Raw genomic sequence first — 19,494 nt, 5'->3', positions numbered from 1 at the left:
GGCGCCTTGCCCCTGCACCAACAACACTGCTCTTATAAATAAAGAGCGCAGGCTAAACGAGAGGACTGCACCAATGCTATGGAAAAAAGGCCGACGCAGCGACAACGTGGTGGACGCACGCGATGACGGTGGCGGCGGCGGTGGCGGCATGCGCTTTGGTGGCGGCAAGGGCCTGAGCCTCACGGCGATTGTGCTGATCGTCGGCATCGGCTGGCTGACCGGCCAGGACCCGATGCAGATCCTCGGCCAGTTAAGCGGCCAACTGGAGCAAGCGCCCCCGGCAAGTACGCAGGCGCGCCAGGCGCCACCGGCCAATGATCAGCAGGCCGATTTCGTGCGGGCCGTGCTGGGCGACACGGAAGACACTTGGGGCCAGGTGTTCAAGGAAAACGGGCTGGTCTACAAGAACCCGAAACTGATTCTGTTCCGTGGTCGGGTCAATTCCGCCTGCGGTGGCGCCACCTCGGCCAGCGGCCCGTTCTATTGCCCGGCTGACCAGCAAGTGTATCTGGACCTGGATTTTTTCCGGGAGATGTCGCAACGCTTCAAGGCTTCGGGCGAGTTCGCCCAGGCGTATGTGATTGCCCATGAAGTCGGGCACCACGTGCAAACGCTGCTGGGCATTTCGGCCAAGATCCAGGCCGCGCGCCAGCAAGGCCGGCAGATGCAAGGCGACGGCGGTTTGCTGGTACGCCAGGAACTGCAAGCCGACTGTTTCGCCGGCGTGTGGGCCAACCGCGCGCAAAAACGCCTGAACTGGCTGGAGCCCGGCGACATTGAAGCAGCACTGAATGCGGCCAACGCCATTGGCGATGACCGTTTGCAGCAACAGGGTCAAGGGCGCGTAGTGCCGGACTCGTTTACCCACGGCACCTCCGCACAGCGGGTTCGCTGGTTCAAGACCGGCTTCGCAGAGGGCCAGATCACTCAATGCGACACCTTTACAGCCAAGAGTCTTTAAATGAATAAACGATTGGGATTGCTGCTTAGCGCATTAGCGATGTGTTCCACCGCCACCTGGGCCGCCGAGAAAGAACATGGCGTCAAGGTGGTCAGCCCCGATCGTTTCCAACTGGATGCCGGCGCCTTGAGCCTGGGGTTGAGCCAGGACTGGAGCCAGCCGCTGCCCAACGTCACCCGCGCGCTGATCATCGTGCACGGTCGCCTGCGCAATGCGCAGACCTACCTGCAAAGCGGCGAAGATGCCGCCCAGCACGCGGGCGTTGCGGCCAATACCCTGGTGATCGCGCCGCAGTTTTTGAATGAGCTGGACACCCAGCGCAACCATCTTGACAGCCAGGTGCTGCGCTGGAACCACAACGACTGGATGGCCGGCGACCCGTCGACCGGCCCAGGCCAAGTCAGCTCCTACGGCGCCCTCGACCAGATCATCAAACACCTGGGCAACCGCAAGTTGTTCCCGGCCTTGAAAGAAATCGTGGTAGCCGGCCATTCCGGTGGCGGCCAAGTGGTGCAGCGCTTCGCCCTCACCGGCCACGACCACCCGATGCTGCAAACCGAGGGCATCAGCCTGCGTTACGTGGTGGCTAACCCATCGTCCTACGCCTACTTCACCCCGCAACGCCCGGTGAAGTTTGATGTGGCCAGTTGCCCAGGCTTTAACGACTGGAAGTACGGCATGCAGAACCTGCCGGATTACGCCAAAGGCCAGAGCGCACAGCAGCTTGAGCAAGTTTACGTGTCACGCAACATCACCTACCTGCTGGGCCAGCAAGACATCGACCCGAACCACCCGGCGCTGGATAAAAGCTGCGAAGCCGAAACCCAGGGCGCGTATCGCCTGATTCGTGGGCACAACTATTTCGACTACCTCAAGCAGCGTCATCCGCAGTTGACGCAGAAGCTGGTGGAAGTGCCAGGGGTTGGGCACGACGGCGATAAGATGTTCACGTCGCCTGAAGGCGAAAAGGTGCTGTTTAGTCAGTAACTGACAAACCGGATCAAAAATATGGGAGCTGGGCTTGCCCTCATGCCAGCCAGTTAAGAGCTAGAACTGACAACCAGTAACCTGTGGCGAGGGAGCTTGCTCCCGTTGGACTGCGTAGCAGTCCCATGCTGTTAAAGCAAAGAGCAGGGGCCGCTTCGCGCTGGAGCGCCAGCCCGGCCCAGCGGGAGCAAGCTCCCTCGCCACAATTACCGGCTATGTCTTGACTGACTGGCAAGCCAGCTGCCACACACGCCCGACCGAGGTGCCTGGGTTAGAGCATTCGGCGCAACGCCGCGCAATCCTCAGCATGCCAATCCGCGAGTTCCGGCCACGGGTTCTCCGGCAGATTAACCAACACGGTCCTGGTCCCCGCCGCTCGGCCGCAATCCAGGTCAAAGCGGTAATCCCCGACCATCACCATCTCGCTTGGCGCAACATTCCAGGCAGTCGCCAACTTCAGCAACCCACCCGGGTCGGGTTTTGGCGGCGCATTATCACGCCCCAGTACATCCTCGACGGCAAAGCAGTCCGCCAGGCCAATCGCTTGCAGGGTGATATGCGCCAACTCTTGCGCATTGCGCGTCAGGATGCCCAAGCGATAACCACGCCCGGCCAGCTCACGCACCAACTCCACCGCGCCAACAGCAGCCACCGAACCCACGGCCAGCTCGCGCTCATGCTCAAGCAACCAGGCATGCTTGGCCGCCGCCACCTGCGCAGGCAAGGCTGCCAGGTGCGTGAGAATGTCGTCTTGAGGCGGAATATCGAGGGCCACGCGAATCGCGGCAAAATCATGCACGGCCACCGTGAGGGTGCCGTCCATATCAAACACCCAATGTTTAACGTCCGACAGGCTCATGCCCAATCCTTGCGATGGCGAATCAGCCCTTCCTGGGTCACCGAAGCCACCAGTTGCCCGGCGCGGTTGTACACACTGCCACGCGAGAAACCCCGTGAGTTACCGGCCCACGGGCTGTCCATGGCATAGAGCAGCCAGTCATCGGCGCGCAGGTCGGCGTGGAACCACAACGCGTGGTCAAGGCTGGCGACTTGCATGTCTTTCTGCCAAACCGTTTTGCCGTGGGGCAGCAGCGACGTGGTCAGCAGGCCAAAGTCCGAAGCGTAAGCCAGCAGGTATTTGTGCAGCGCCGGCGAATCGGCCAGCGCGCCGTCAGCGCGAAACCACACGTACTTGACCGGGTCGGACGGCTGCGGGTTGAACGGGTCCTTTTCGGTCACCGGGCGCACTTCGATCGGCTTGGGGCACAGCAGCTTGTCGCGCATGTGTTCGGGGATCAGGTGCGCGCGTTGCTTGGTCAGTTCCAGCTCCGACGGCAGGTTTTCCGGGCCGACCACCACAGGCATGGTGGTCTGGTGCTCGAAACCTTCTTCGTCATACTGGAACGAAGTGGTGCAGGTGAAAATCGGGTTGCCCTTCTGGATCGCCGTGACGCGGCGCGTGCTGAAACTGCCGCCATCGCGCACGCGGTCCACCGAATACACCACGGGCAGCGCTGCATCACCAGGGCGCAGGAAATAGCCATGCAGGGAATGCACGTGGCGCGCTTCCTCTACGGTCTGGCTGGCAGCCGACAGCGACTGGCCCAGCACTTGGCCGCCGAACAGTTGGCGAAAACCCAGGTCCTGGCTGCGGCCGCGAAAGAGGTTTTCCTCAATCGGCTCCAGGGTCAGCAAGTCCACCAGATCTTCCAATACTTGGCTCATAGAGCAACTCCTACAATCAATAGAGCATTCCGGGCTGCTTATCCGTGCAGCGTGTCCAACCATTGGGCGCGGGTGATGCGGTACAACACATGATGGCGCAGCGGGTCATCGGCTGCGACCTTGGGGTGTTCAAAATCTGCCTGGGGATCGTAATGCATACCGATGGCCTGCATGACTTTTTGTGATGGCAGATTGGTTTCGGTGGTGAAGGAGAGGATTTCATCCAACTGCAGGCGGTCGAAACCACAGCGCAGCGCGGTCCACGCCGCTTCACTGGCGTAACCCAGGCCCCAATGCTCACGGGCCAGGCGCCAGCCAATTTCTACTGCTGGGGTAAAGTCGGCCTCGAAGTGGACGTTTTGCAGCCCGGTGAGGCCGATAAATTCGCCGGTGTCCTTGCGCTGCAACGCCCAAAAGCCAAAGCCGTATTCGGCAAAATGCCCGCGAATACGGCCGATCAGCGCGGCGCTTTCCAGGTGGCTCAACTTGGCCGGGAAATAACGCATCACCTGCGGGTCGGCGCACATGCGTGCGAATTCCGTCAGGTCGCTGTCGCGCCATTGGCGCAGCACCAGCCGTGCGCTTTCCAATTCCAGTATCGGCTCCATGGGTCCCCCTCCCTTGCCATGTGCGTGAGTGTACAGCGCTGGTAAGATCCGTCGCAGGTTCCCGTCAGAAAATCCCATGCCTTTGCCATTGATCTACCACGATGACTACAGCCCTGAGTTCCCGGCGGACCACCGGTTCCCCATGGACAAGTTTCGCCTGTTGCGTGACCACCTTGTGGACAGCGGCCTGACCCAGGACAGCCACTTGCTGCGACCAGAGGTCTGCCCCGCCGAGATTCTGGCCCTGGCCCATGAACCTGGGTATATCCAGCGCTACATGAGCGGCGAGTTATCGCGCGAAGACCAACGCCGCCTCGGCCTGCCCTGGAACGAAGCACTCGCGCGGCGCACCGTGCGCGCGGTCGGTGGCTCAATTCTCGCAGCAGAAAAAGCCCTGGAGCACGGCCTGGCCTGCCACCTGGCGGGCGGCACACACCACGCCCATTACGACTACCCAGCGGGCTTTTGCATCTTCAATGACCTGGCGGTGATAAGCCATTACCTGCTGGCCAGCGGGCGGGTCAACCGCGTGCTGATCTTCGATTGCGACGTACACCAGGGCGACGGCACCGCGCGCATCCTCCATGACACGCCGGATGCCATTACGGTGTCGCTGCACTGCGAAAAGAACTTCCCGGCGCGCAAGGCCCAGAGCGACTGGGACATCCCGCTGCCCATGGGCATGGGCGATGCCGACTACCTCAAAGTGGTCGACGACGCGCTCAACTATTTGTTGCCGCTGTACCAGCCCGACCTGGTGCTATACGACGCCGGGGTGGATGTACACAAGGACGACGCCCTCGGTTACCTCAAGCTGACCGACGCAGGCGTTGCCGCCCGTGATGAAAGCGTGATGCGCCACTGCCTGGGCCGCGACATCCCAGTGATGGGCGTGATCGGCGGCGGCTACAGCAAAGACCGCCCGGCCCTGGCCCGCCGCCACGGCATCCTGCACCACAGCGCACAACGGGTGTGGGCGTCATCAGGTTGTCATTGAGTTGTGGGCGTTACCCACAATGCCTGTGGAACGGCCTGTGGATAACTTGAGCGTAAGGGCCTGAAAGCCAGCAGCCGTATGGCCTGTAGGAAAGTGTACGTTTTTTGATCAGGCAGCTACGCCGTCGTCGGGTAGAATGCTCGGCCTATTCAAGCGACCGTAGCCCTGCCCATGCCTCAGACCCCTTCCCAACACGTCACTATTATCGGCGGCGGCCCTGCCGGGCTGATGGCCGCTGAAGTCTTGAGCCTGGCGGGCGTGCGGGTGGACGTGTATGACGGCATGCCTTCGGTGGGGCGCAAGTTCCTGCTGGCGGGCGTGGGCGGCATGAACATCACCCACTCCGAGGCGTACCCGGCATTCCTGGCACGCTATGCCGAGCGCGCACCGCAGATGGCGCCGCTGTTGCGGGCGTTTGGTAGCGACGCCTTGTGCGAATGGATTCATGGCTTAGGCATTGAGACCTTTGTCGGCAGCTCCGGCCGCGTGTTTCCGACCGACATGAAAGCCGCCCCACTGCTGCGCGCCTGGCTCAAGCGCCTGCGCGACCAGGGCGTGGTTATCCACACCCGGCATCGCTGGCTGGGCTGGACCGACGACGGCGGTTTACTTATCCACAGCCCGGACGGCGATAAAACTGTCCACAGCGATGCGGTATTGCTGGCCTTGGGCGGCGGCAGTTGGTCACGCCTGGGCTCCGACGGTGCCTGGCTCAAATTGCTGGAAGATAAAGGCGTGCCCTACGCCGCACTGCAACCGAGCAATTGCGGTTTCGAAGTGTCGGGCTGGAGCGAGTTGATGGTCAGCAAATTCGCCGGTGCGCCGTTGAAGAACGTCGCCATCGGTATGGCAGATGACAAACCTCGGTTGGGGGAATGCGTGATCACCGCCCTGGGTATCGAGGGCAGCCTGATCTACGCACTGTCGGCGCCGATTCGCGAAGCGATCAATCGTGATGGCTCGGCTACCGTGCATATCGACCTGTTGCCAAGCAAGCCGCTGGACAAGGTGCAAGCCGCCTTGGCCAAACCGCGTGGCTCACGGTCGATGAGCAAGCACTTGCACAGTCAGTTGGGTTTGGATGGGGTCAAAGCGGCGCTGTTGCGTGAGTTGGCGCCAGCTGAACACTTTAATGACCCGGCGCAATTGGCGGTGGATATCAAGGCGCTGCCGCTGACGCTAGTGAAAACGCGGCCGCTGGATGAGGCGATCAGCACCGCAGGCGGCGTGCCGTTTGAGGCCTTGGATGAGCGGCTGATGCTCAAGCAATTGCCAGGCGTGTTTTGTGCCGGGGAGATGCTGGATTGGGAAGCGCCAACCGGCGGGTATCTGCTGACCGGTTGCTTTGCCAGTGGGCGAGCGGCTGGACGGGGCGTTCTTGAGTGGTTGACCGCAACCACTCAGCCAAAAACGCGCGGTTGATAAACGAGCCCCCCTGTCGCCGCCCGTTCAGTCTGAACCGCACCACTGACATTACACTCAAGCCCTACCGTAATGGCTGCCTCAGTCCCCCACGAAAAAACCGCGGGGCTGAGTGCTCGCAGGCATGGCTATCGCTGACAACCGCACGCACCTTTTCATTTATTTCCCGCAAAACAATGAGCATTGGCCCCTCCACTGGAAATCGCTGCGCAGAGCGTTCCTGCGGCGGATGATAGGTGACCTCTAACGCTCCGCACTCTAACTCATCCAACGCCTTGTTAAGCTCACGCTCAAATGTCGACATACATACCCTTCGGCTCGGTACCAAGAAGCCTTTTACCTGGACCGTTAATTTGCCCTGCCCCCGGCCCCAGTAGTTTTTGCAGCTCGACGAGGAAAGCTTGCTGTACCTGATAAATGTGTTCACCTTCTTCGTCAATCTCAATGGCACTGGCGTTCTTTACATAGTCTGCTTTGAGTTGCCTATACGCAGTTAATGACTGAACATAAGAATCAATCCCACAATGAAATTCTTGGATTCAAGCGCTCCCAATGCTCCACTTCCTTGCATAAGAAAGCATCGTCTTGCGGCAGAACAACTTTTAGTTTTTCGATGTACTCGTAGTGCGCAACGGAAAGCGCTGTAGGATCGTCTTGCAGGCTCTGCGCGTTGGTCTTGAATTCGCGGCTAAGTACCGTCGCGGTTTGTTGAGACCTAAAAATCAAATTGTCGAGCATTCTGCCTAAATATTTTTTGTCCGAAGGCGCTACCGACCCGCGCTCAACAAACAAAGAAATATGCTCCTTTAAGGCTTTAATCGCTTGCGCAAACTCGCCTTTAGCTTCATGTCGCTTAAACGTTTTATAAGTGCGATCCAAATGGGGTTCGAATCGCTTCCAGGCCTTTTCATCTTTTATTTTTTGATCGCCTTCGTCAGCGTCAATTTTTTTCCAGACTAATAACCCACCTAACGCAATCGCTATAGGAACTATCGCCATATAAAAATCCCCCTGAATTTTTCATCGTAAGTTATCTAACTCACGAGATCAGTGGCCATCAACAGCGCTCAGTTCCCCATCATCACAGGGCATTTAATGACAAAAAAATTCTACGCACTAAAAATCAACAACCCCATAAGAGTGAGCAACCGATTGAAGCGAGACTTCACGTCACATCGAATGAGCGGCATTGCACCGCTCACTCAGTTCGCCAGCCCGTAGTTGCTGGAATGGAAAGTTACTTCTTCTTACGCGGCCCGGTATTAAACACCGGCACTTTACGCACCGGTTTAATCGAAGGCTCCGACGGTGCCACTTCACCGCTGTCCACCCACTTACCCAAATTGCGCTTGCCGCCACCGCCGCCCGAAGTTTTAGGTTTCTTCGGCTTTTTCGGCTTCTTCACCACCTGCCCACTGGCATCGGTGTCCGGCACACGGTGCTCAGGTTCGAAATCCGGCTCCATCTTGCGGGTCAGCGTCTGACGCGTGAGCATCTCGATGGCCGACAGCATGTTCACTTCATCGGCACACACCAGCGAAATCGCCTCACCGGTGTTGCCCGCCCGGCCAGTACGGCCGATACGGTGGATGTAGTCCTCAGCCACGATCGGCAGGTCAAAGTTGACCACCAGCGGCAAGTCTTCAATGTCCAGGCCACGGGCCGCCACGTCGGTGGCCACCAGAATCTGCACATCGCTGGATTTGAAACGGTCCAGCGCGCGTTGGCGGGTGGCTTGGGGTTTGTCGCCATGGATGCCGTCGGCATTGATGCCCAGGCCCTGCAACTTGTCCACCAGCGCATCCACGCCGTTACGGGTCTTGGCAAACACCAGCACCTGCTTCCAACGGCCTTTGCGCATCAAATGCACAAACAGCTCCGGCTTGCGCTTCTTGTCCACCGGCACCACCCACTGCTTCACGGTGCTGGCGGCGACGTTGCGCGGGCTCACTTCGATGCTCAGCGGGTCGTTGAGCATCTGCCCGGCCAGTTGGCGGATTTCATCGGAGAAGGTCGCGGAGAACAGCAGCGTCTGGCGCTTTTTCGGCAGCATGCGGTAGATGTTCGCCAGCTCTTCGGAGAAGCCCAGGTCGAGCATGCGGTCGGCTTCATCCAATACCAGGGTTTGCAACTGGTTGAGTTTCAGCGCGTTCTGGCGGAACAGGTCGATCAGTCGGCCCGGCGTGGCGACCAGAATGTCGACGCCCTTGCGCAGCTTCATCATCTGCGGGTTGATGCTCACGCCGCCGTACACCGCGTAAGTGGTCAACGGCAGGTGTTGCGCGTACTCGGCAACGCTGGCGTGAACCTGCTCGGCCAGCTCGCGGGTCGGGCACAGGATCAGCGCACGCGCCGAGTTGGCGGCGACTTTCGGCCCTTCCATGGTCAGCAACTGCAGGAGCGGCAGTGCGAAACCAGCAGTTTTGCCGGTGCCGGTCTGGGCCGCGGCCATCAGGTCGCGACCGGCCAACACCGCCGGAATGGCTTGCGCCTGCACCGGCGTCGGGGTCTGGTAGCCAAGCGTCTCAAGGGCGCGCAGCAAGGGTTCGATCAGGCCAAGTGTGGCGAAAGTCATGTGTTTACCGTAGGAAAAATTCAGCGCAAGGGCGTAATGCGCCGCAGTTTACCTTATTTCCGGCTTGGGCTTGCGCCACTGGGGCAGGCTGATCAATAGCACCGCGCTGATGATCACCAGCATCGCCAGGGCTTCTTCTTTGCCGATGGTTTCGCCAACGAACACAATGCCCAGCAACACCGCGACTGCCGGGTTCACATAGGCATAGCTCGTCGCCGCCGCCGGGCGCACGTGCTTGAGCAGGTACATATAGGCATTGAAGGCGATGATCGAGCCGAACACGGCCAAGTACGCCAAGGCCAGCCAGCCTTCAATCGGCGGCACAGAATGCAAGCGTTCGCCGGAGAGCGCACTGCCCACCAACAGCAAAGCACCGGCGACGATCATTTCCGCCGCACTGGCCATCGCACCGGCAGGTAACGGCAAATGCCTGCTCCACACCGAGCCGAAGGCCCAGGAGGCAGCGGCGAACAGCAACAACATCGCACCGGCTGGGCTCGATTGCAGGTTGGAGCCCATATTGAGCATGGCAATGCCGATAATCCCCAGCACTACCCCGGCCCACTCCAGGCGGGTATTACGTGCGCCCCAGAAATAGCCGCACAGCAACGTGAACAATGGCACCGTCGCCACCGCCAATGCAGCCACACCTGAAGTGACCCCCGTGTGCTCAGCCACCGACACCGCGCCATTGCCGAAGGTCAGCAGCAAAATGCCGATCTTGGCCGCAGCCTTCCACTGCACCCACGTCGGCGCAGGTGCCCCGCGCCAGCGCAAAAAGCCATACATCGCCAAGCCCGCCACCAAAAAGCGAATCCCGCCAAGCATCAGCGGTGGCCAGTATTCAACGCCGATTCGAATCACCAGGTAGGTGGAACCCCAAATCACATACAGCGCAAAAAAAGCGGCGATCAACGGTAATGGAAAGCGACGTGGGCCAGGCATTGGGCGGCTCTATGGCAGGAGATGGGAGGCTTATTCTAAAAAGGCAGCAGGCTAAACATAAGTTACAAAACCTGTTTAAAGCGCCCATACACTTTTCAAAGCATGGTTATGAAGGCTATAAACCATGCTTTCGAAAGCCAAGCGTTACTGGAGCCTTATCATGGACAAATACGACCGCATGCTCCTCAGCGCCCTGCTCGAAGACGGCCGCGCGTCCTACGCACAATTGGCCCGCACGGTTAACCTTTCTGCGCCCGCCGTGGCTGAGCGCGTGGCCAAACTTGAGGCCAGCGGCGTGATCACCGGGTATCAGGCCAAGGTGGACATGTCCAAGGTCGGCTTGCCGATTCAGTGTGTGATTGAACTGAGGTTGACCAACCATGGCAGCCAGAAGGTCTACGACGCATTGGCTGAAATCCCTGAACTGACTGAATGCCACCGGGTTACGGGCGACCCTTGCGTGATCATGCAGGCGGCGGTGGGTTCGATGCCGCAGCTTGAGAACCTGATTAACCGGGTGGCGAAGTTCGGGTTCAGCAAGACCTCGATTATTTTGTCCAGCGCGATAGAACGGCGGGTGCCGTTGGGGCAGTTGGAGGTAAAAAATGCTGGGTAAGCACAGCAAAATCGTCAGCCTCAGCCACCCGATCACTGCGCGCATGCCGTTATGGCCAGGGGACCCGCCGGTGGTATTTGAAGACGTCGCGAGCCTGGAAAAAGACGGCTATTTCCTGCGCCGCTTCAGCCTGGGCGAACACAGCGCCACCCACATGAATGCACCGAACAGCTTCTATGCCAATGGCATCGGGATTGACGGCTATCAACCCCAAGACCTGGTTCGGCCTGCCGTGGTGATTGACGTGCGCGCGCAAACCCAAGGTAACCGCGACTACCAGATCGGCCTGCATGATCTTCAAGCCTGGGAGCACCAACACGGGCGCATCGAGCCGGGCTCGGTCGTGCTGATGTACACCGGCTGGCAGCACCTCTGGAACGACCCCATCGGTTTTTTTGGCGAAGATGCCCAAGGCCTGCACTTCCCGGGCATTAGCGAGCCGGCGATACGCTGGCTGCTGGAACACCGACAGATCGCCGGCGTGGGCATTGATACCCACGGGGTTGATCCGGGGCAAAGCACTGCCTTTGCCACCAACCATACCGTACTGGCCGGTAATGGCATCGTATTGGAGTGCCTGACCCATCTGGAGCGGCTGCCGGCCAAGGGCACGACCCTTGTGATTGGAGTACTGGGCCTGGAAGGCGGCTCGGGATCGCCGGTCTCGGTGATGGCGTTTATTCCCTGACAACGCCATCGCAAAGTGGTGGCTGATACACCGCCATCGCAGGCAAGCCAGCTCCCACATTTGACCGAGTCGCCAGGGCTGGATGCGATCTACTGTGGGAGCTGGCTTGCCTGCGATGGCGTCAGTTGCTTCACCGAAGGCTTGAACGCTGAACAATCAGATCGACAATCCGCTGGAAGGTCGTGATGTGATCCCAGTCTTCCTGAGTCGCTTGCAGGTTGAATTGCCACTTGATCTGCATAACAAAGCAGGTCAAATCCTCATCAATGATCTTGAAGTCATGGATGAAATCCGTTTGCTCGGTCACCTGGCTTCGGTCGATAAAGCCGATGATATCGATGAACAGCTGAATCACCTTTTCGCTGATCTCGGCGCTCATAAGATCAAATTTCTCATTGCCAATAACGAGGCGGATCTTAATCGCTGGGTGGAAGTCGCCGTTCGATGAAAGGGAAACCAGAAGGGTCTGACAGGCCGAAAAGACACAACCTACTTACAGTTCCGAAAAATCGCAAAAGCCGCCTCCAACACCTGATATTTCAGTGGCCAGCAGGACCGATCCCTTTCATTTGCGGGACGTTTCCGAGCGCAATTTCATGCCTTGTTCCGGCTGAGTTCGGCCGCTAGTCTTCCCCATGTCATCGGCCCTTCGATGACCGGAAGTGCAAGCCGAAATTGACGGGAGAGCGCGTTACAAGTGCCGGAGAATCAACATGGTCAAAGCAACCTCTGCCTCAACTACTACCCCGACGGACTTCCTCAGCGAAGACGCCCTCCTCAACCGCCGAGCCATCGACTACTACCTCAAAGCATCCGCCCCGGACGCGCCCAACTTTGTACTCAATGACAACCTGAGCTTCGAAGACGCCCTCGCCCATGCGGCCGACTTGCTGCATTGCGCGGTGGAGACGGTGAATGTGTCGGGGGAGACGCTCAGCACCCAGCAGCGGGCGGTGATGCATTTGGTGGGGATGGCCAAAGGTGTGGTGGATCGGGCGTTGGAGTGTGTGCAGCCTCGATGAACGCCGCATAACCCCTGTGGGAGCTGGCTTGCCTGCGATAGCGGTGGGTCAGTCACTGAACACCTGGCTGATATACCGCTATCGCAGGCAAGCCAGCTCCCACATTTTGATCTGCGCTTGAGTTAGAACCCGCGGTGTTTTTTCAGGTGTTCGTTGATCTTCGCCGCAGGCACTTTCTGCAAGGTGCACAGCAAATCGTGGGACAGTTCGCGCAAGCCGTGGGTGCCGCGCAGTTCCTGGGCCAGGTGCGCGGTGAGGTTAGCCGCCATTTCCGCATCCGCCATCGCCCGGTGAGCCTTGCCGGTGTGGGGCAGTTGGGCGAGCGCGTTCAGCGTGCCGAGTTTGTGGTTGGGTGCCGATGGCATCAGGCGGCGGGCCAGCAGCAGCGAGCAGGCGAACTTTTGCAGGCGGGTGCGACGGATCAGGCTCAGCTCAAAGTCCCAGAACCTCTGGTCGAACGCGGCGTTGTGCGCCAGCAGTGGCGTGACGCCGACAAACTCATTCACTTCATTCATCACCTGCTCAGCCGGTGGCGCGCTGCTCAGCATGGCGTTGCTGATGCCGGTGAGTCGCTCGATAAAGCCCGGCACGCGCACGCCTGCATTCATCAGGCTTTGGTAGCGGTCCACGATCTGGCCGCGCTCGAGGATAACCACCGCGATTTCCGTGGCCCGGCAGTGACTGCTCGGGGTGATGCCAGTGGTTTCAAAGTCGATGACCGCTATACGTTCCAAACCTGTTCCAACTCCGTCTAACTATTGATTGAGCCTGAGCGCTTATTTAAGCAGCAGCGCGCCTTCGATGGGCACGTAGCGGCTGGCGGCGCGTATCAGCGAGTTGGCCGTCAGCCCCGGCACGCCGTAGGCCACGGCTTCAACGCCGTGCTTTTGGATGATGCGTTCGAGCAGCATGTCGAAATCACCGTCGCCGGAAGCCAGTACCACTTCGTCGACGTGGTCGGCGGCATCCATGATGTCCAGGGTGATGCCCACGTCCCAGTCGCCTTTGGCCGAACCGTCGGCGCGCTGGATGTAGGGTTTGAGTTTTACCGTAAAGCCCAGGTTGCGCAGGATCTGCTGGAATTGCTGCTGCTTGCTGTCGCCACGGTCGATGGCATAGGCATACGCCTCGACGATCTGCCCGCGCGAGCTGATGTCCGCCCACAGCGCCGCATAGTTGAAGTGGCAGCCATACGCCTGGCGCACGGTGTAGTAGAGGTTTTGTACATCGGCGAACACCGCTATTTTTTTCACCGCAGTTCCTCATGACAGCCAGGCGCCAAGGCCCGGAAAGGTTGCCAGTATGCCAGCCATGGGAAATTTTCAGCGAAAAATCAGCCCGGGGCGACGAAGCGCCCCGGTTGAGGATGGGTCAGACGAAGGAGTCGTCGTCGCCGAAGGAGGAGGAATCGTCGGAGTAGTCGCTGTCTGCGAAGCTGTCGGATGAGTTGTCATTGCCCCAGCTGTCATTGCCGGCAAACTTCTGGTCGTCATTGCCCCAGTTGCCGTTGTCGCTGGCCGGTGCCGGTTCTTCGCGGATGATTTCTTCCACCACCTGTGGCTGCTGCGAGTTGTGGCTGAACAGACTGCTGATGCCTTCGGCCAACATTACACCACCGGCCACACCGGCGGCGGTTTTCAGCGCGCCACCGAGGAAACCACTGCCGATAGGCGCGGCGGGGGCTTGCTGGGGCTGTTGATAATTCTGCTGTGGCGCAGCGTAATTTTGCTGTTGCGGTGCAGGCTGGCCGAAAGATGGCCGCGCCGGTTCACGCCAGCCGCCACCCGAAGAAGGCGCAGCACTTTGTGTGGGTTGCGGGTCGCGGGAACTGCTGCCACCAAAGATGCTCGACAGGAAGCCGCCACTGCTCGGTGCCGGTTGCGCGGCCCGGGCACGCGCCTGTTGCAGTTCATCCTGCAATTGCTGGATCTGCTGCGCCTGTTGCTTGTTCTGCGCGTCGAGGCTCTTGATCGCGTGCTCTTGCACCAGGATCGACTGGGTCATGTAGTACCCGGCGGCCGGTTGGCGAGTCATGTGCTCCTTGATCCGCGCTTCGGCCAGGGCGTCGCGGGGGGCTGAGTCCGTTTCGGCTTGTTGCAACCGTGAAAACAGTCCATCGATCAGGGTTTGCTCTTCGCTGTTCATGGCGACCTCGTTAGATTGCCGGTAGAAATCATGGGCCCGCCTGTGATCAGGCGAGCTACAGCCTAGTTATGGGGGTGTTACCAGACGTTTCAATGGTCTTTACGCAAGGTTTACGTTTGCTTACCTCTCGTCATGATCGGTTAAAGTGTTGGCCTTGCTTTTAGGCCTGTGACGAACCTGATGAATCCGTTAGACGTATTGCGCGACTCCCTCCGTTTCACCCAACGCAACCTGGGCGCCATCGTCCAGCTGTGCCTGCCGTTGGTGATCCTCGAAGCCCTGCTGCAACAGGTGCTCGACCACACACTTGGCCCGGATGCGTTTCCCGGTTATAGCGTGGTCGTCGGGTTGTTGGTGTACCCGCTGTACACCGGCGCCTTGATCCTGTTTCTGGATGCGCGCACCCGTGGTGAGTCGCCCAGCACTAAAGACGTGTGGGCCATGGCCCTGGCCATGTGGCCGCGTTTCGCCCTGCTGACGGCGGTCAGCACCTTGTTGATTCTGCTGGGGCTGTCGCTGTACTTCCTGCCGGGCCTGTGGCTGATGGTGGTGCTGGCGTTTGCCGAGTACCTGCTGGTGTTGCGTGGCATGTCGGCGTTGGAGGCGATGAAGGAAAGTTTCCGCCTGACCCGTGGGCATTTCTGGCGAATCCTGGTGTGCCTGCTGTGCGTAATGACGCCATTGTGGCTGCTCAAAGGCGCGAGCGTGGCGGCCTATCCGAACCCTGCGCCGCTGCTGGGTGTGCTGATCGACAGCGCCCACAGCTTCCTGCAACTGTTTACCAGCGTGGTACTTTTCCGTTTGTTTATGTTGATCGGTGGCGATGCCGACGCGCGGTGATATGCTCCGTGCCACCTCTGATAACGCTATAAGCCGAGCCAATGACCCGTTTATTGCGCATCACCCTGTTGAGCCTGTTGATCATCGTGGGTCTGCTCACAGCCCTGATCTACAGCCTGACCTGGCGCCCTGTCGACAAGCAGACCCTGCCCGTCAGCTGCGTGGCACCACGTGCGCCGACGTTGCTGCCGGGGCAGGCGCTCAAGGTCATGACCTGGAACGTGCAATACCTGGCCGGCAAAAACTACGTATTCTGGTACGACAGCCCCGACGGCAAAGGCCCGGACGAACGCCCCACCGTGGAAGACATGGCCTTCAGCCTGGACGAGGTTGCGCGGGTGATTCGCGACGAACAGCCCGACATCCTGCTGCTGCAGGAACTCGATGAAGGCGCCAAGTCTTCTCACTATCAGGACCAGGTAGCGTTGCTCCAGGAACGCTTGGTCGACCTCTACCCGTGCAGCGCCCAGGCCTTCGACTGGAAAGCCGACTTTGTGCCCAACCTGCATATCTTCGGCAGCGTCGGTCGCAAGCTCGTCACGCTGAGCCGCTACCAGATCGAACACGCCGAACGCCTGCAACTGCCAGTGTCCCCGGCCAACTTCATCAGCCGCCAGTTCCAACCCAAGCCTGCGTTGCTGCTGACCTACCTGCCGCTGAGTGATGGTGGCCAACTGGCCGTGCTGAATACGCGCCTGGACGGCGATAAGCCTGGGCGTTCAGCGGTGCAGGAACAGGTAAAAGCCACGGTTAAGCTGCTGGATAAGTTCGAAGGCCGTGGCACACCGTGGTTGATTGGTGGGGATTTCAACTTGCTGCCGCTGGGGCAATTCCTGCGCCTGGACGCAGGCAAGCGTGGGCAGTATTCGCCGGACAGCGAATTGCATTTGCTGTGGGATAAATACCCGATGATCCCCAGTAACAGTGAATCCAGTGGGATTGACCGGGCGAAGTGGCTGACGCACTTCCCCAATGACCCGAGTGTGGAGGGGCCGGATCGGACCTTGGATTATTTGTTCTACAGCCCACGGATCAAGCGGGTGGAGGCCAAGGTGCGGCAAGAAGACACACTGCGTATCTCCAACCACCTACCCGTGATCGCCCGGTTCCTGCTGCCGGCCGCGCAATAACCCACACCACAACACCCCATGTGGGAGCGGGCTTTTGTGGGAGCTGGCTTGCCTGCGATAGCATCGCCTTGGTGAAAGGGACAGACCGAGTCGTCTGTATCGCAGGCAAGCCAGCTCCCACATTGGATCTTCACATCACCTACTTTCGGGGTTTGATCCGGGCGGTGGGTTCGGCCACCAAGGGGTCATCCGGCCAGTAATGCTTGGGGTATCTTCCTTTCAAATCCTTCTTCACTTCGGCGTAGGTACTGCGCCAGAAGTTCGCCAAGTCCTGCGTCACCTGCACCGGCCTGCGTGCCGGCGACAGCAGGTGCAGCTTGACTACTTGGCGCCCGCCGGCAATGCGCGGTGTGTCCGCCAGCCCGAACAATTCCTGCAAGCGCACCGCCAGAATCGGCGGCTGTTCGCTGTAGTCCAAGCGCACCGACGAACCCGAGGGCACCTTCACATGCTGTGGCGCCAAGTCCTCCAGGCGCTGGGGCAGCGGCCAGGGCAGCAGGTTGTGCAGGAAGCTGGAAATATCCAAATTAGAAAAGTGGCTGAGGCGCGAGACTTTGCCCAGGTAAGGCATCAACCAATGCTCCAAATCGGCCAGCAAGGCTTTGTCGCTGATATCCGGCCATTCGCTGGTTTTACCCGCGTCCAATTGGCGCAATAGCATGACGCGGGCCTGCCACTGGCGCAGTTCGGGCGTCCACGGCAGCAGCTCCAGGCCTTTGCGGCGCACCAGGTTGACCAGTGCCTGGCTGCGCGCAGTTTCATCCAGGCCGGTCAGCGGTTCACGGCTGAGCACCAGTTCACCGACTTTACGCTGGCGTTCGGCGCGCAACACGCCTTCGCGCTCATCCCAATCAAGCTGGTCGACAGTGCGCACTTGCTCGGCCAGCACACCGTCGAACAGCGCCGGGTCGAAATCCGCCGCCAGGTAGATGCGCTCTTCGCGCTGGCCTTGGCGGCTGCCGAGGTCGGCGATCACCAGCCACGGTTGCTTCATCAGGCTGTCGGCCTCGGCGAACAGCGCGGCGCGGCCATTGGCCAGGCGATATTCGGCGCCACCGGGGCGACGTTGCTGGGCGACGCGGTCCGGATAAGCCAGCGCCAACAAGGCGCCGAGCCAGCGCGGGTGGTCGGGGTCGGCCACCGCTTGAGCCGGCTGGCCCCGCAAGTAGCCACGGTACTGACGGGCCAGTTGCTTGGCCCGCTGCACGCCGCCCTGGGTGCCACGCGCGCGTTCTTCGCCGGACATCAATGCCAGGCGACTGTGCAAATCCGCACCGGCGCCGCGCAAGATATCGCGCTCACCCAACAAGGCCGCTACATCACAGGCGGTGGCGGCCAGCCCCAGGTCCTGCCCGCGCAGCAACAGGTGGGCAATACGCGGGTGCGCCGGCAACTCCGCCATTTTCTGGCCATGGGCGGTAAGTGTGTCGTCGTTCAACGCGCCGAGGCGCACCAGCAAATCCTGAGCCTGGGCATACGCGGCGGTCGGCGGCACATCCAGCCACACCAGTTGCGTGGGCGTAACGCCCCAGCGCGACAGTTGCAAGGCAAGGCCCGCCAAGTCGGCAGCGAGGATTTCCGCGCTGCCGTAGGCGGCCAAACCTTCGTGCTGGTCTTCGGACCACAGGCGATAACACACGCCCGGCTCCAGCCGCCCTGCCCGACCGGCTCGCTGGGTGGCGCTAGCGCGGGAGATGCGCTGGGTGTCGAGGCGGGTCATGCCGCTGCCGGGGTCGAAACGCGGCACCCGCGCCAGCCCGGCATCGATCACCACACGCACGCCATTGATGGTCAGGCTGGTCTCGGCAATGTTGGTGGCCAGCACCACTTTGCGCTTGCCGGCCGGCGCCGGGTCGATGGCGGCGCGCTGGGCGTTGAGGTCGAGTTCGCCATGCAGCGGGCACAGCAGCACATCAGGGCGATCACCCAAGGCGTCGGCCAGTTGTTGATTGACCCGGCGAATCTCGGCCTGCCCCGGCAGAAACACCAGAATGCTGCCCGTTTGGTCCTGCACCGCGTCGAGAACGGTCTGCACCACACGCGGCTCGATAAACTCACCGGCCTGGTACGGCCGCCCCCAGCGCATCTGCACCGGGAACATGCGCCCTTCGCTGCGCAGGATCGGCGCGTCGTCCAGCAGACCCGCCAGGCGCTCACCTTCGAGGGTGGCGGACATCAGCAGGATTTTCAGCGGCTGCTCGTCGCGGAACAGCTCGCGGCCGTTGAGGCTCAGGGCCAGTGCCAGGTCGGCGTCGAGGCTGCGTTCGTGGAACTCGTCGAAAATCAGCAAGCCCACGCCGTCCAGCGCCGGGTCGTCCTGCAGGCGGCGAGTGAGAATGCCTTCGGTGACTACCTCGATGCGAGTGTTGGGGCCGACTTTGCTGTCCAGCCGAATACGGTAGCCGACGGTTTCACCGACTTTTTCACCCAGCTCACTGGCCAGGCGTTCGGCCGCCGCGCGCGCGGCGAGGCGCCGAGGTTCGAGCATCAGGATGGTTTGCCCGGCCAGCCAAGGCTCATTCAATAAAGCCAAGGGCACGCGGGTGGTTTTACCGGCACCGGGCGGCGCTTCCAGCACGGCTTCATGGCGACTCGCCAAGGCGTCACGCAGGGCGGGTAAAACATCATCAATCGGCAACGAATTCATACTGGCTCCAAAGCAGAGCGGCGAGTATAACGGCGAACGTTCGCCCTTAATTGGAATGCAGGTAAATGTGGGAGCTGGCTTGCCTGCGATAGCGGTGGGTCAGCCTGCCCATGTAGCCCTGATACACCGCTATCGCAGGCAAGCCAGCTCCCACATTAGAGCGGCATCGTTCAACACAATTGTCAT

At 60.4% G+C, this 19,494-nt stretch carries 20 protein-coding genes; 9 read left to right on the top strand and 11 right to left on the bottom strand.

All coding sequences use genetic code 11. From position 1 onward, the window contains the following. The first annotated feature begins 73 nt into the window (after positions 1 to 73). Together ypfJ and P5706_RS04250 are read left to right on the top strand one after the other, a co-directional pair. On the top strand, positions 74 to 961 hold the full coding sequence (gene ypfJ, locus P5706_RS04255) for a KPN_02809 family neutral zinc metallopeptidase (protein ID WP_200431448.1): 888 nt from the start codon (positions 74 to 76) through the stop codon (positions 959 to 961). Then, the gene (locus P5706_RS04250) at positions 962 to 1,948 is read left to right on the top strand and encodes an alpha/beta hydrolase family protein (protein WP_285678626.1); all 987 of its coding nucleotides are present in this window, start codon (positions 962 to 964) and stop codon (positions 1,946 to 1,948) included. Positions 1,949 to 2,219: 271 nt separating this feature from the next. Here the strand turns inward: P5706_RS04250 and P5706_RS04245 are convergent, their stop codons facing one another. Genes P5706_RS04245 through P5706_RS04235 form a run of 3 tightly spaced genes read right to left on the bottom strand, consistent with a single transcriptional unit; the run spans position 2,220 to position 4,281 of the window. Then, on the bottom strand, positions 2,220 to 2,807 hold the full coding sequence (locus tag P5706_RS04245; RefSeq protein ID WP_200431446.1) for an HAD family hydrolase: 588 nt from the start codon (positions 2,805 to 2,807) through the stop codon (positions 2,220 to 2,222). Continuing rightward, complete coding sequence (gene tesB, locus P5706_RS04240; protein ID WP_017139338.1) at positions 2,804 to 3,673, bottom strand: acyl-CoA thioesterase II; 870 nt, start codon at positions 3,671 to 3,673, stop codon at positions 2,804 to 2,806. The genes P5706_RS04245 and tesB overlap by 4 nt, the downstream gene beginning before the upstream one ends. 38 nt (positions 3,674 to 3,711) lie before the next feature. Then, positions 3,712 to 4,281, bottom strand: coding sequence for a GNAT family N-acetyltransferase (locus tag P5706_RS04235; protein ID WP_285678625.1), 570 nt, complete (start codon positions 4,279 to 4,281; stop codon positions 3,712 to 3,714). A gap of 76 nt (positions 4,282 to 4,357) precedes the next feature. Here P5706_RS04235 and P5706_RS04230 point away from each other — a divergent pair, with 76 nt between their 5' ends. Together P5706_RS04230 and P5706_RS04225 are read left to right on the top strand one after the other, a co-directional pair. Next, entirely contained in the window at positions 4,358 to 5,278 is a 921-nt protein-coding gene (locus tag P5706_RS04230) for a histone deacetylase family protein (RefSeq protein ID WP_200431444.1), read from the top strand. 171 nt (positions 5,279 to 5,449) lie between these two features. Next, complete coding sequence (locus P5706_RS04225; RefSeq protein WP_200431443.1) at positions 5,450 to 6,700, top strand: TIGR03862 family flavoprotein; 1,251 nt, start codon at positions 5,450 to 5,452, stop codon at positions 6,698 to 6,700. Positions 6,701 to 7,213: 513 nt separating this feature from the next. Here P5706_RS04225 and P5706_RS04220 read toward each other — a convergent pair. The 3 genes from P5706_RS04220 to yedA all read right to left on the bottom strand — a co-directional run bounded on the left by P5706_RS04220 (position 7,214) and on the right by yedA (position 10,220). Next, the gene (locus tag P5706_RS04220; RefSeq protein WP_200431442.1) at positions 7,214 to 7,699 is read right to left on the bottom strand and encodes a hypothetical protein; all 486 of its coding nucleotides are present in this window, start codon (positions 7,697 to 7,699) and stop codon (positions 7,214 to 7,216) included. A gap of 238 nt (positions 7,700 to 7,937) precedes the next feature. Next, complete coding sequence (rhlE1, locus tag P5706_RS04215; RefSeq protein ID WP_200431441.1) at positions 7,938 to 9,275, bottom strand: RNA helicase RhlE1; 1,338 nt, start codon at positions 9,273 to 9,275, stop codon at positions 7,938 to 7,940. A gap of 48 nt (positions 9,276 to 9,323) precedes the next feature. After that, positions 9,324 to 10,220, bottom strand: a complete 897-nt coding sequence (gene yedA / locus P5706_RS04210; protein WP_285678624.1) for a drug/metabolite exporter YedA — start codon at positions 10,218 to 10,220, stop codon at positions 9,324 to 9,326. Between the two features lie 160 nt (positions 10,221 to 10,380). On the opposite strand from yedA, the gene P5706_RS04205 reads away from it, so the two are divergent. Beyond that, the gene (locus P5706_RS04205; RefSeq protein WP_200431439.1) at positions 10,381 to 10,836 is read left to right on the top strand and encodes an Lrp/AsnC family transcriptional regulator; all 456 of its coding nucleotides are present in this window, start codon (positions 10,381 to 10,383) and stop codon (positions 10,834 to 10,836) included. Beyond that, positions 10,826 to 11,524, top strand: coding sequence for a cyclase family protein (locus P5706_RS04200; protein ID WP_285678623.1), 699 nt, complete (start codon positions 10,826 to 10,828; stop codon positions 11,522 to 11,524). The genes P5706_RS04205 and P5706_RS04200 overlap by 11 nt, the downstream gene beginning before the upstream one ends. A 130-nt stretch (positions 11,525 to 11,654) precedes the next feature. On the opposite strand, the gene P5706_RS04195 is transcribed toward P5706_RS04200, so the two are convergent. After that, complete coding sequence (locus tag P5706_RS04195; RefSeq protein WP_285678622.1) at positions 11,655 to 11,903, bottom strand: acyl carrier protein; 249 nt, start codon at positions 11,901 to 11,903, stop codon at positions 11,655 to 11,657. 334 nt (positions 11,904 to 12,237) lie between these two features. On the opposite strand from P5706_RS04195, the gene P5706_RS04190 reads away from it, so the two are divergent. Beyond that, entirely contained in the window at positions 12,238 to 12,546 is a 309-nt protein-coding gene (locus P5706_RS04190; RefSeq protein ID WP_285678621.1) for a DUF3077 domain-containing protein, read from the top strand. A 122-nt stretch (positions 12,547 to 12,668) separates the two neighbouring features. Here the strand turns inward: P5706_RS04190 and P5706_RS04185 are convergent, their stop codons facing one another. From P5706_RS04185 to P5706_RS04175, 3 genes are all read right to left on the bottom strand, one after another. Continuing rightward, positions 12,669 to 13,280, bottom strand: coding sequence for a 3'-5' exonuclease (locus P5706_RS04185; protein WP_200431437.1), 612 nt, complete (start codon positions 13,278 to 13,280; stop codon positions 12,669 to 12,671). Between the two features lie 42 nt (positions 13,281 to 13,322). After that, positions 13,323 to 13,799, bottom strand: coding sequence for a LabA-like NYN domain-containing protein (locus P5706_RS04180; protein ID WP_017139349.1), 477 nt, complete (start codon positions 13,797 to 13,799; stop codon positions 13,323 to 13,325). Positions 13,800 to 13,917: 118 nt separating this feature from the next. Further along, positions 13,918 to 14,691, bottom strand: a complete 774-nt coding sequence (locus tag P5706_RS04175; protein ID WP_285678620.1) for a DUF2076 domain-containing protein — start codon at positions 14,689 to 14,691, stop codon at positions 13,918 to 13,920. A gap of 180 nt (positions 14,692 to 14,871) precedes the next feature. Here P5706_RS04175 and P5706_RS04170 point away from each other — a divergent pair, with 180 nt between their 5' ends. Together P5706_RS04170 and P5706_RS04165 are read left to right on the top strand one after the other, a co-directional pair. Then, positions 14,872 to 15,531, top strand: a complete 660-nt coding sequence (locus P5706_RS04170) for a YciC family protein (RefSeq protein ID WP_138813722.1) — start codon at positions 14,872 to 14,874, stop codon at positions 15,529 to 15,531. 41 nt (positions 15,532 to 15,572) lie between these two features. Continuing rightward, entirely contained in the window at positions 15,573 to 16,661 is a 1,089-nt protein-coding gene (locus tag P5706_RS04165) for an endonuclease/exonuclease/phosphatase family protein (protein ID WP_285678619.1), read from the top strand. 139 nt (positions 16,662 to 16,800) lie between these two features. On the opposite strand, the gene hrpB is transcribed toward P5706_RS04165, so the two are convergent. Beyond that, positions 16,801 to 19,308 carry an ATP-dependent helicase HrpB gene (gene hrpB, locus P5706_RS04160; protein ID WP_285678618.1) on the bottom strand — a complete coding sequence of 836 codons (2,508 nt, stop codon included), beginning with the start codon at positions 19,306 to 19,308 and terminating at the stop codon, positions 16,801 to 16,803. Positions 19,309 to 19,494: the final 186 nt, after the last annotated feature.

The sequence above is a fragment of the Pseudomonas sp. ChxA genome (assembly GCF_030263855.1).
Taxonomy (GTDB): Bacteria; Pseudomonadota; Gammaproteobacteria; order Pseudomonadales; family Pseudomonadaceae; genus Aquipseudomonas; species Aquipseudomonas fluorescens_CB.
Note: the sequence above shows the minus strand (reverse complement) of the source record. Positions and strands in the feature narration are given on the sequence as shown.

What these genes read in the sequence shown, in the direction of transcription:
- ypfJ (WP_200431448.1), top strand. Translation starts at nt 74, where the DNA reads ATGCTATGGAAAAAAGGCCGACGCAGCGACAACGTGGTGGACGCACGC.
- P5706_RS04250 (WP_285678626.1), top strand. Translation starts at nt 962, where the DNA reads ATGAATAAACGATTGGGATTGCTGCTTAGCGCATTAGCGATGTGTTCC.
- P5706_RS04245 (WP_200431446.1), bottom strand. Translation starts at nt 2,807, where the DNA reads ATGAGCCTGTCGGACGTTAAACATTGGGTGTTTGATATGGACGGCACC.
- tesB (WP_017139338.1), bottom strand. Translation starts at nt 3,673, where the DNA reads ATGAGCCAAGTATTGGAAGATCTGGTGGACTTGCTGACCCTGGAGCCG.
- P5706_RS04235 (WP_285678625.1), bottom strand. Translation starts at nt 4,281, where the DNA reads ATGGAGCCGATACTGGAATTGGAAAGCGCACGGCTGGTGCTGCGCCAA.
- P5706_RS04230 (WP_200431444.1), top strand. Translation starts at nt 4,358, where the DNA reads ATGCCTTTGCCATTGATCTACCACGATGACTACAGCCCTGAGTTCCCG.
- P5706_RS04225 (WP_200431443.1), top strand. Translation starts at nt 5,450, where the DNA reads ATGCCTCAGACCCCTTCCCAACACGTCACTATTATCGGCGGCGGCCCT.
- P5706_RS04220 (WP_200431442.1), bottom strand. Translation starts at nt 7,699, where the DNA reads ATGGCGATAGTTCCTATAGCGATTGCGTTAGGTGGGTTATTAGTCTGG.
- rhlE1 (WP_200431441.1), bottom strand. Translation starts at nt 9,275, where the DNA reads ATGACTTTCGCCACACTTGGCCTGATCGAACCCTTGCTGCGCGCCCTT.
- yedA (WP_285678624.1), bottom strand. Translation starts at nt 10,220, where the DNA reads ATGCCTGGCCCACGTCGCTTTCCATTACCGTTGATCGCCGCTTTTTTT.
- P5706_RS04205 (WP_200431439.1), top strand. Translation starts at nt 10,381, where the DNA reads ATGGACAAATACGACCGCATGCTCCTCAGCGCCCTGCTCGAAGACGGC.
- P5706_RS04200 (WP_285678623.1), top strand. Translation starts at nt 10,826, where the DNA reads ATGCTGGGTAAGCACAGCAAAATCGTCAGCCTCAGCCACCCGATCACT.
- P5706_RS04195 (WP_285678622.1), bottom strand. Translation starts at nt 11,903, where the DNA reads ATGAGCGCCGAGATCAGCGAAAAGGTGATTCAGCTGTTCATCGATATC.
- P5706_RS04190 (WP_285678621.1), top strand. Translation starts at nt 12,238, where the DNA reads ATGGTCAAAGCAACCTCTGCCTCAACTACTACCCCGACGGACTTCCTC.
- P5706_RS04175 (WP_285678620.1), bottom strand. Translation starts at nt 14,691, where the DNA reads ATGAACAGCGAAGAGCAAACCCTGATCGATGGACTGTTTTCACGGTTG.
- P5706_RS04170 (WP_138813722.1), top strand. Translation starts at nt 14,872, where the DNA reads ATGAATCCGTTAGACGTATTGCGCGACTCCCTCCGTTTCACCCAACGC.
- P5706_RS04165 (WP_285678619.1), top strand. Translation starts at nt 15,573, where the DNA reads ATGACCCGTTTATTGCGCATCACCCTGTTGAGCCTGTTGATCATCGTG.
- hrpB (WP_285678618.1), bottom strand. Translation starts at nt 19,308, where the DNA reads ATGAATTCGTTGCCGATTGATGATGTTTTACCCGCCCTGCGTGACGCC.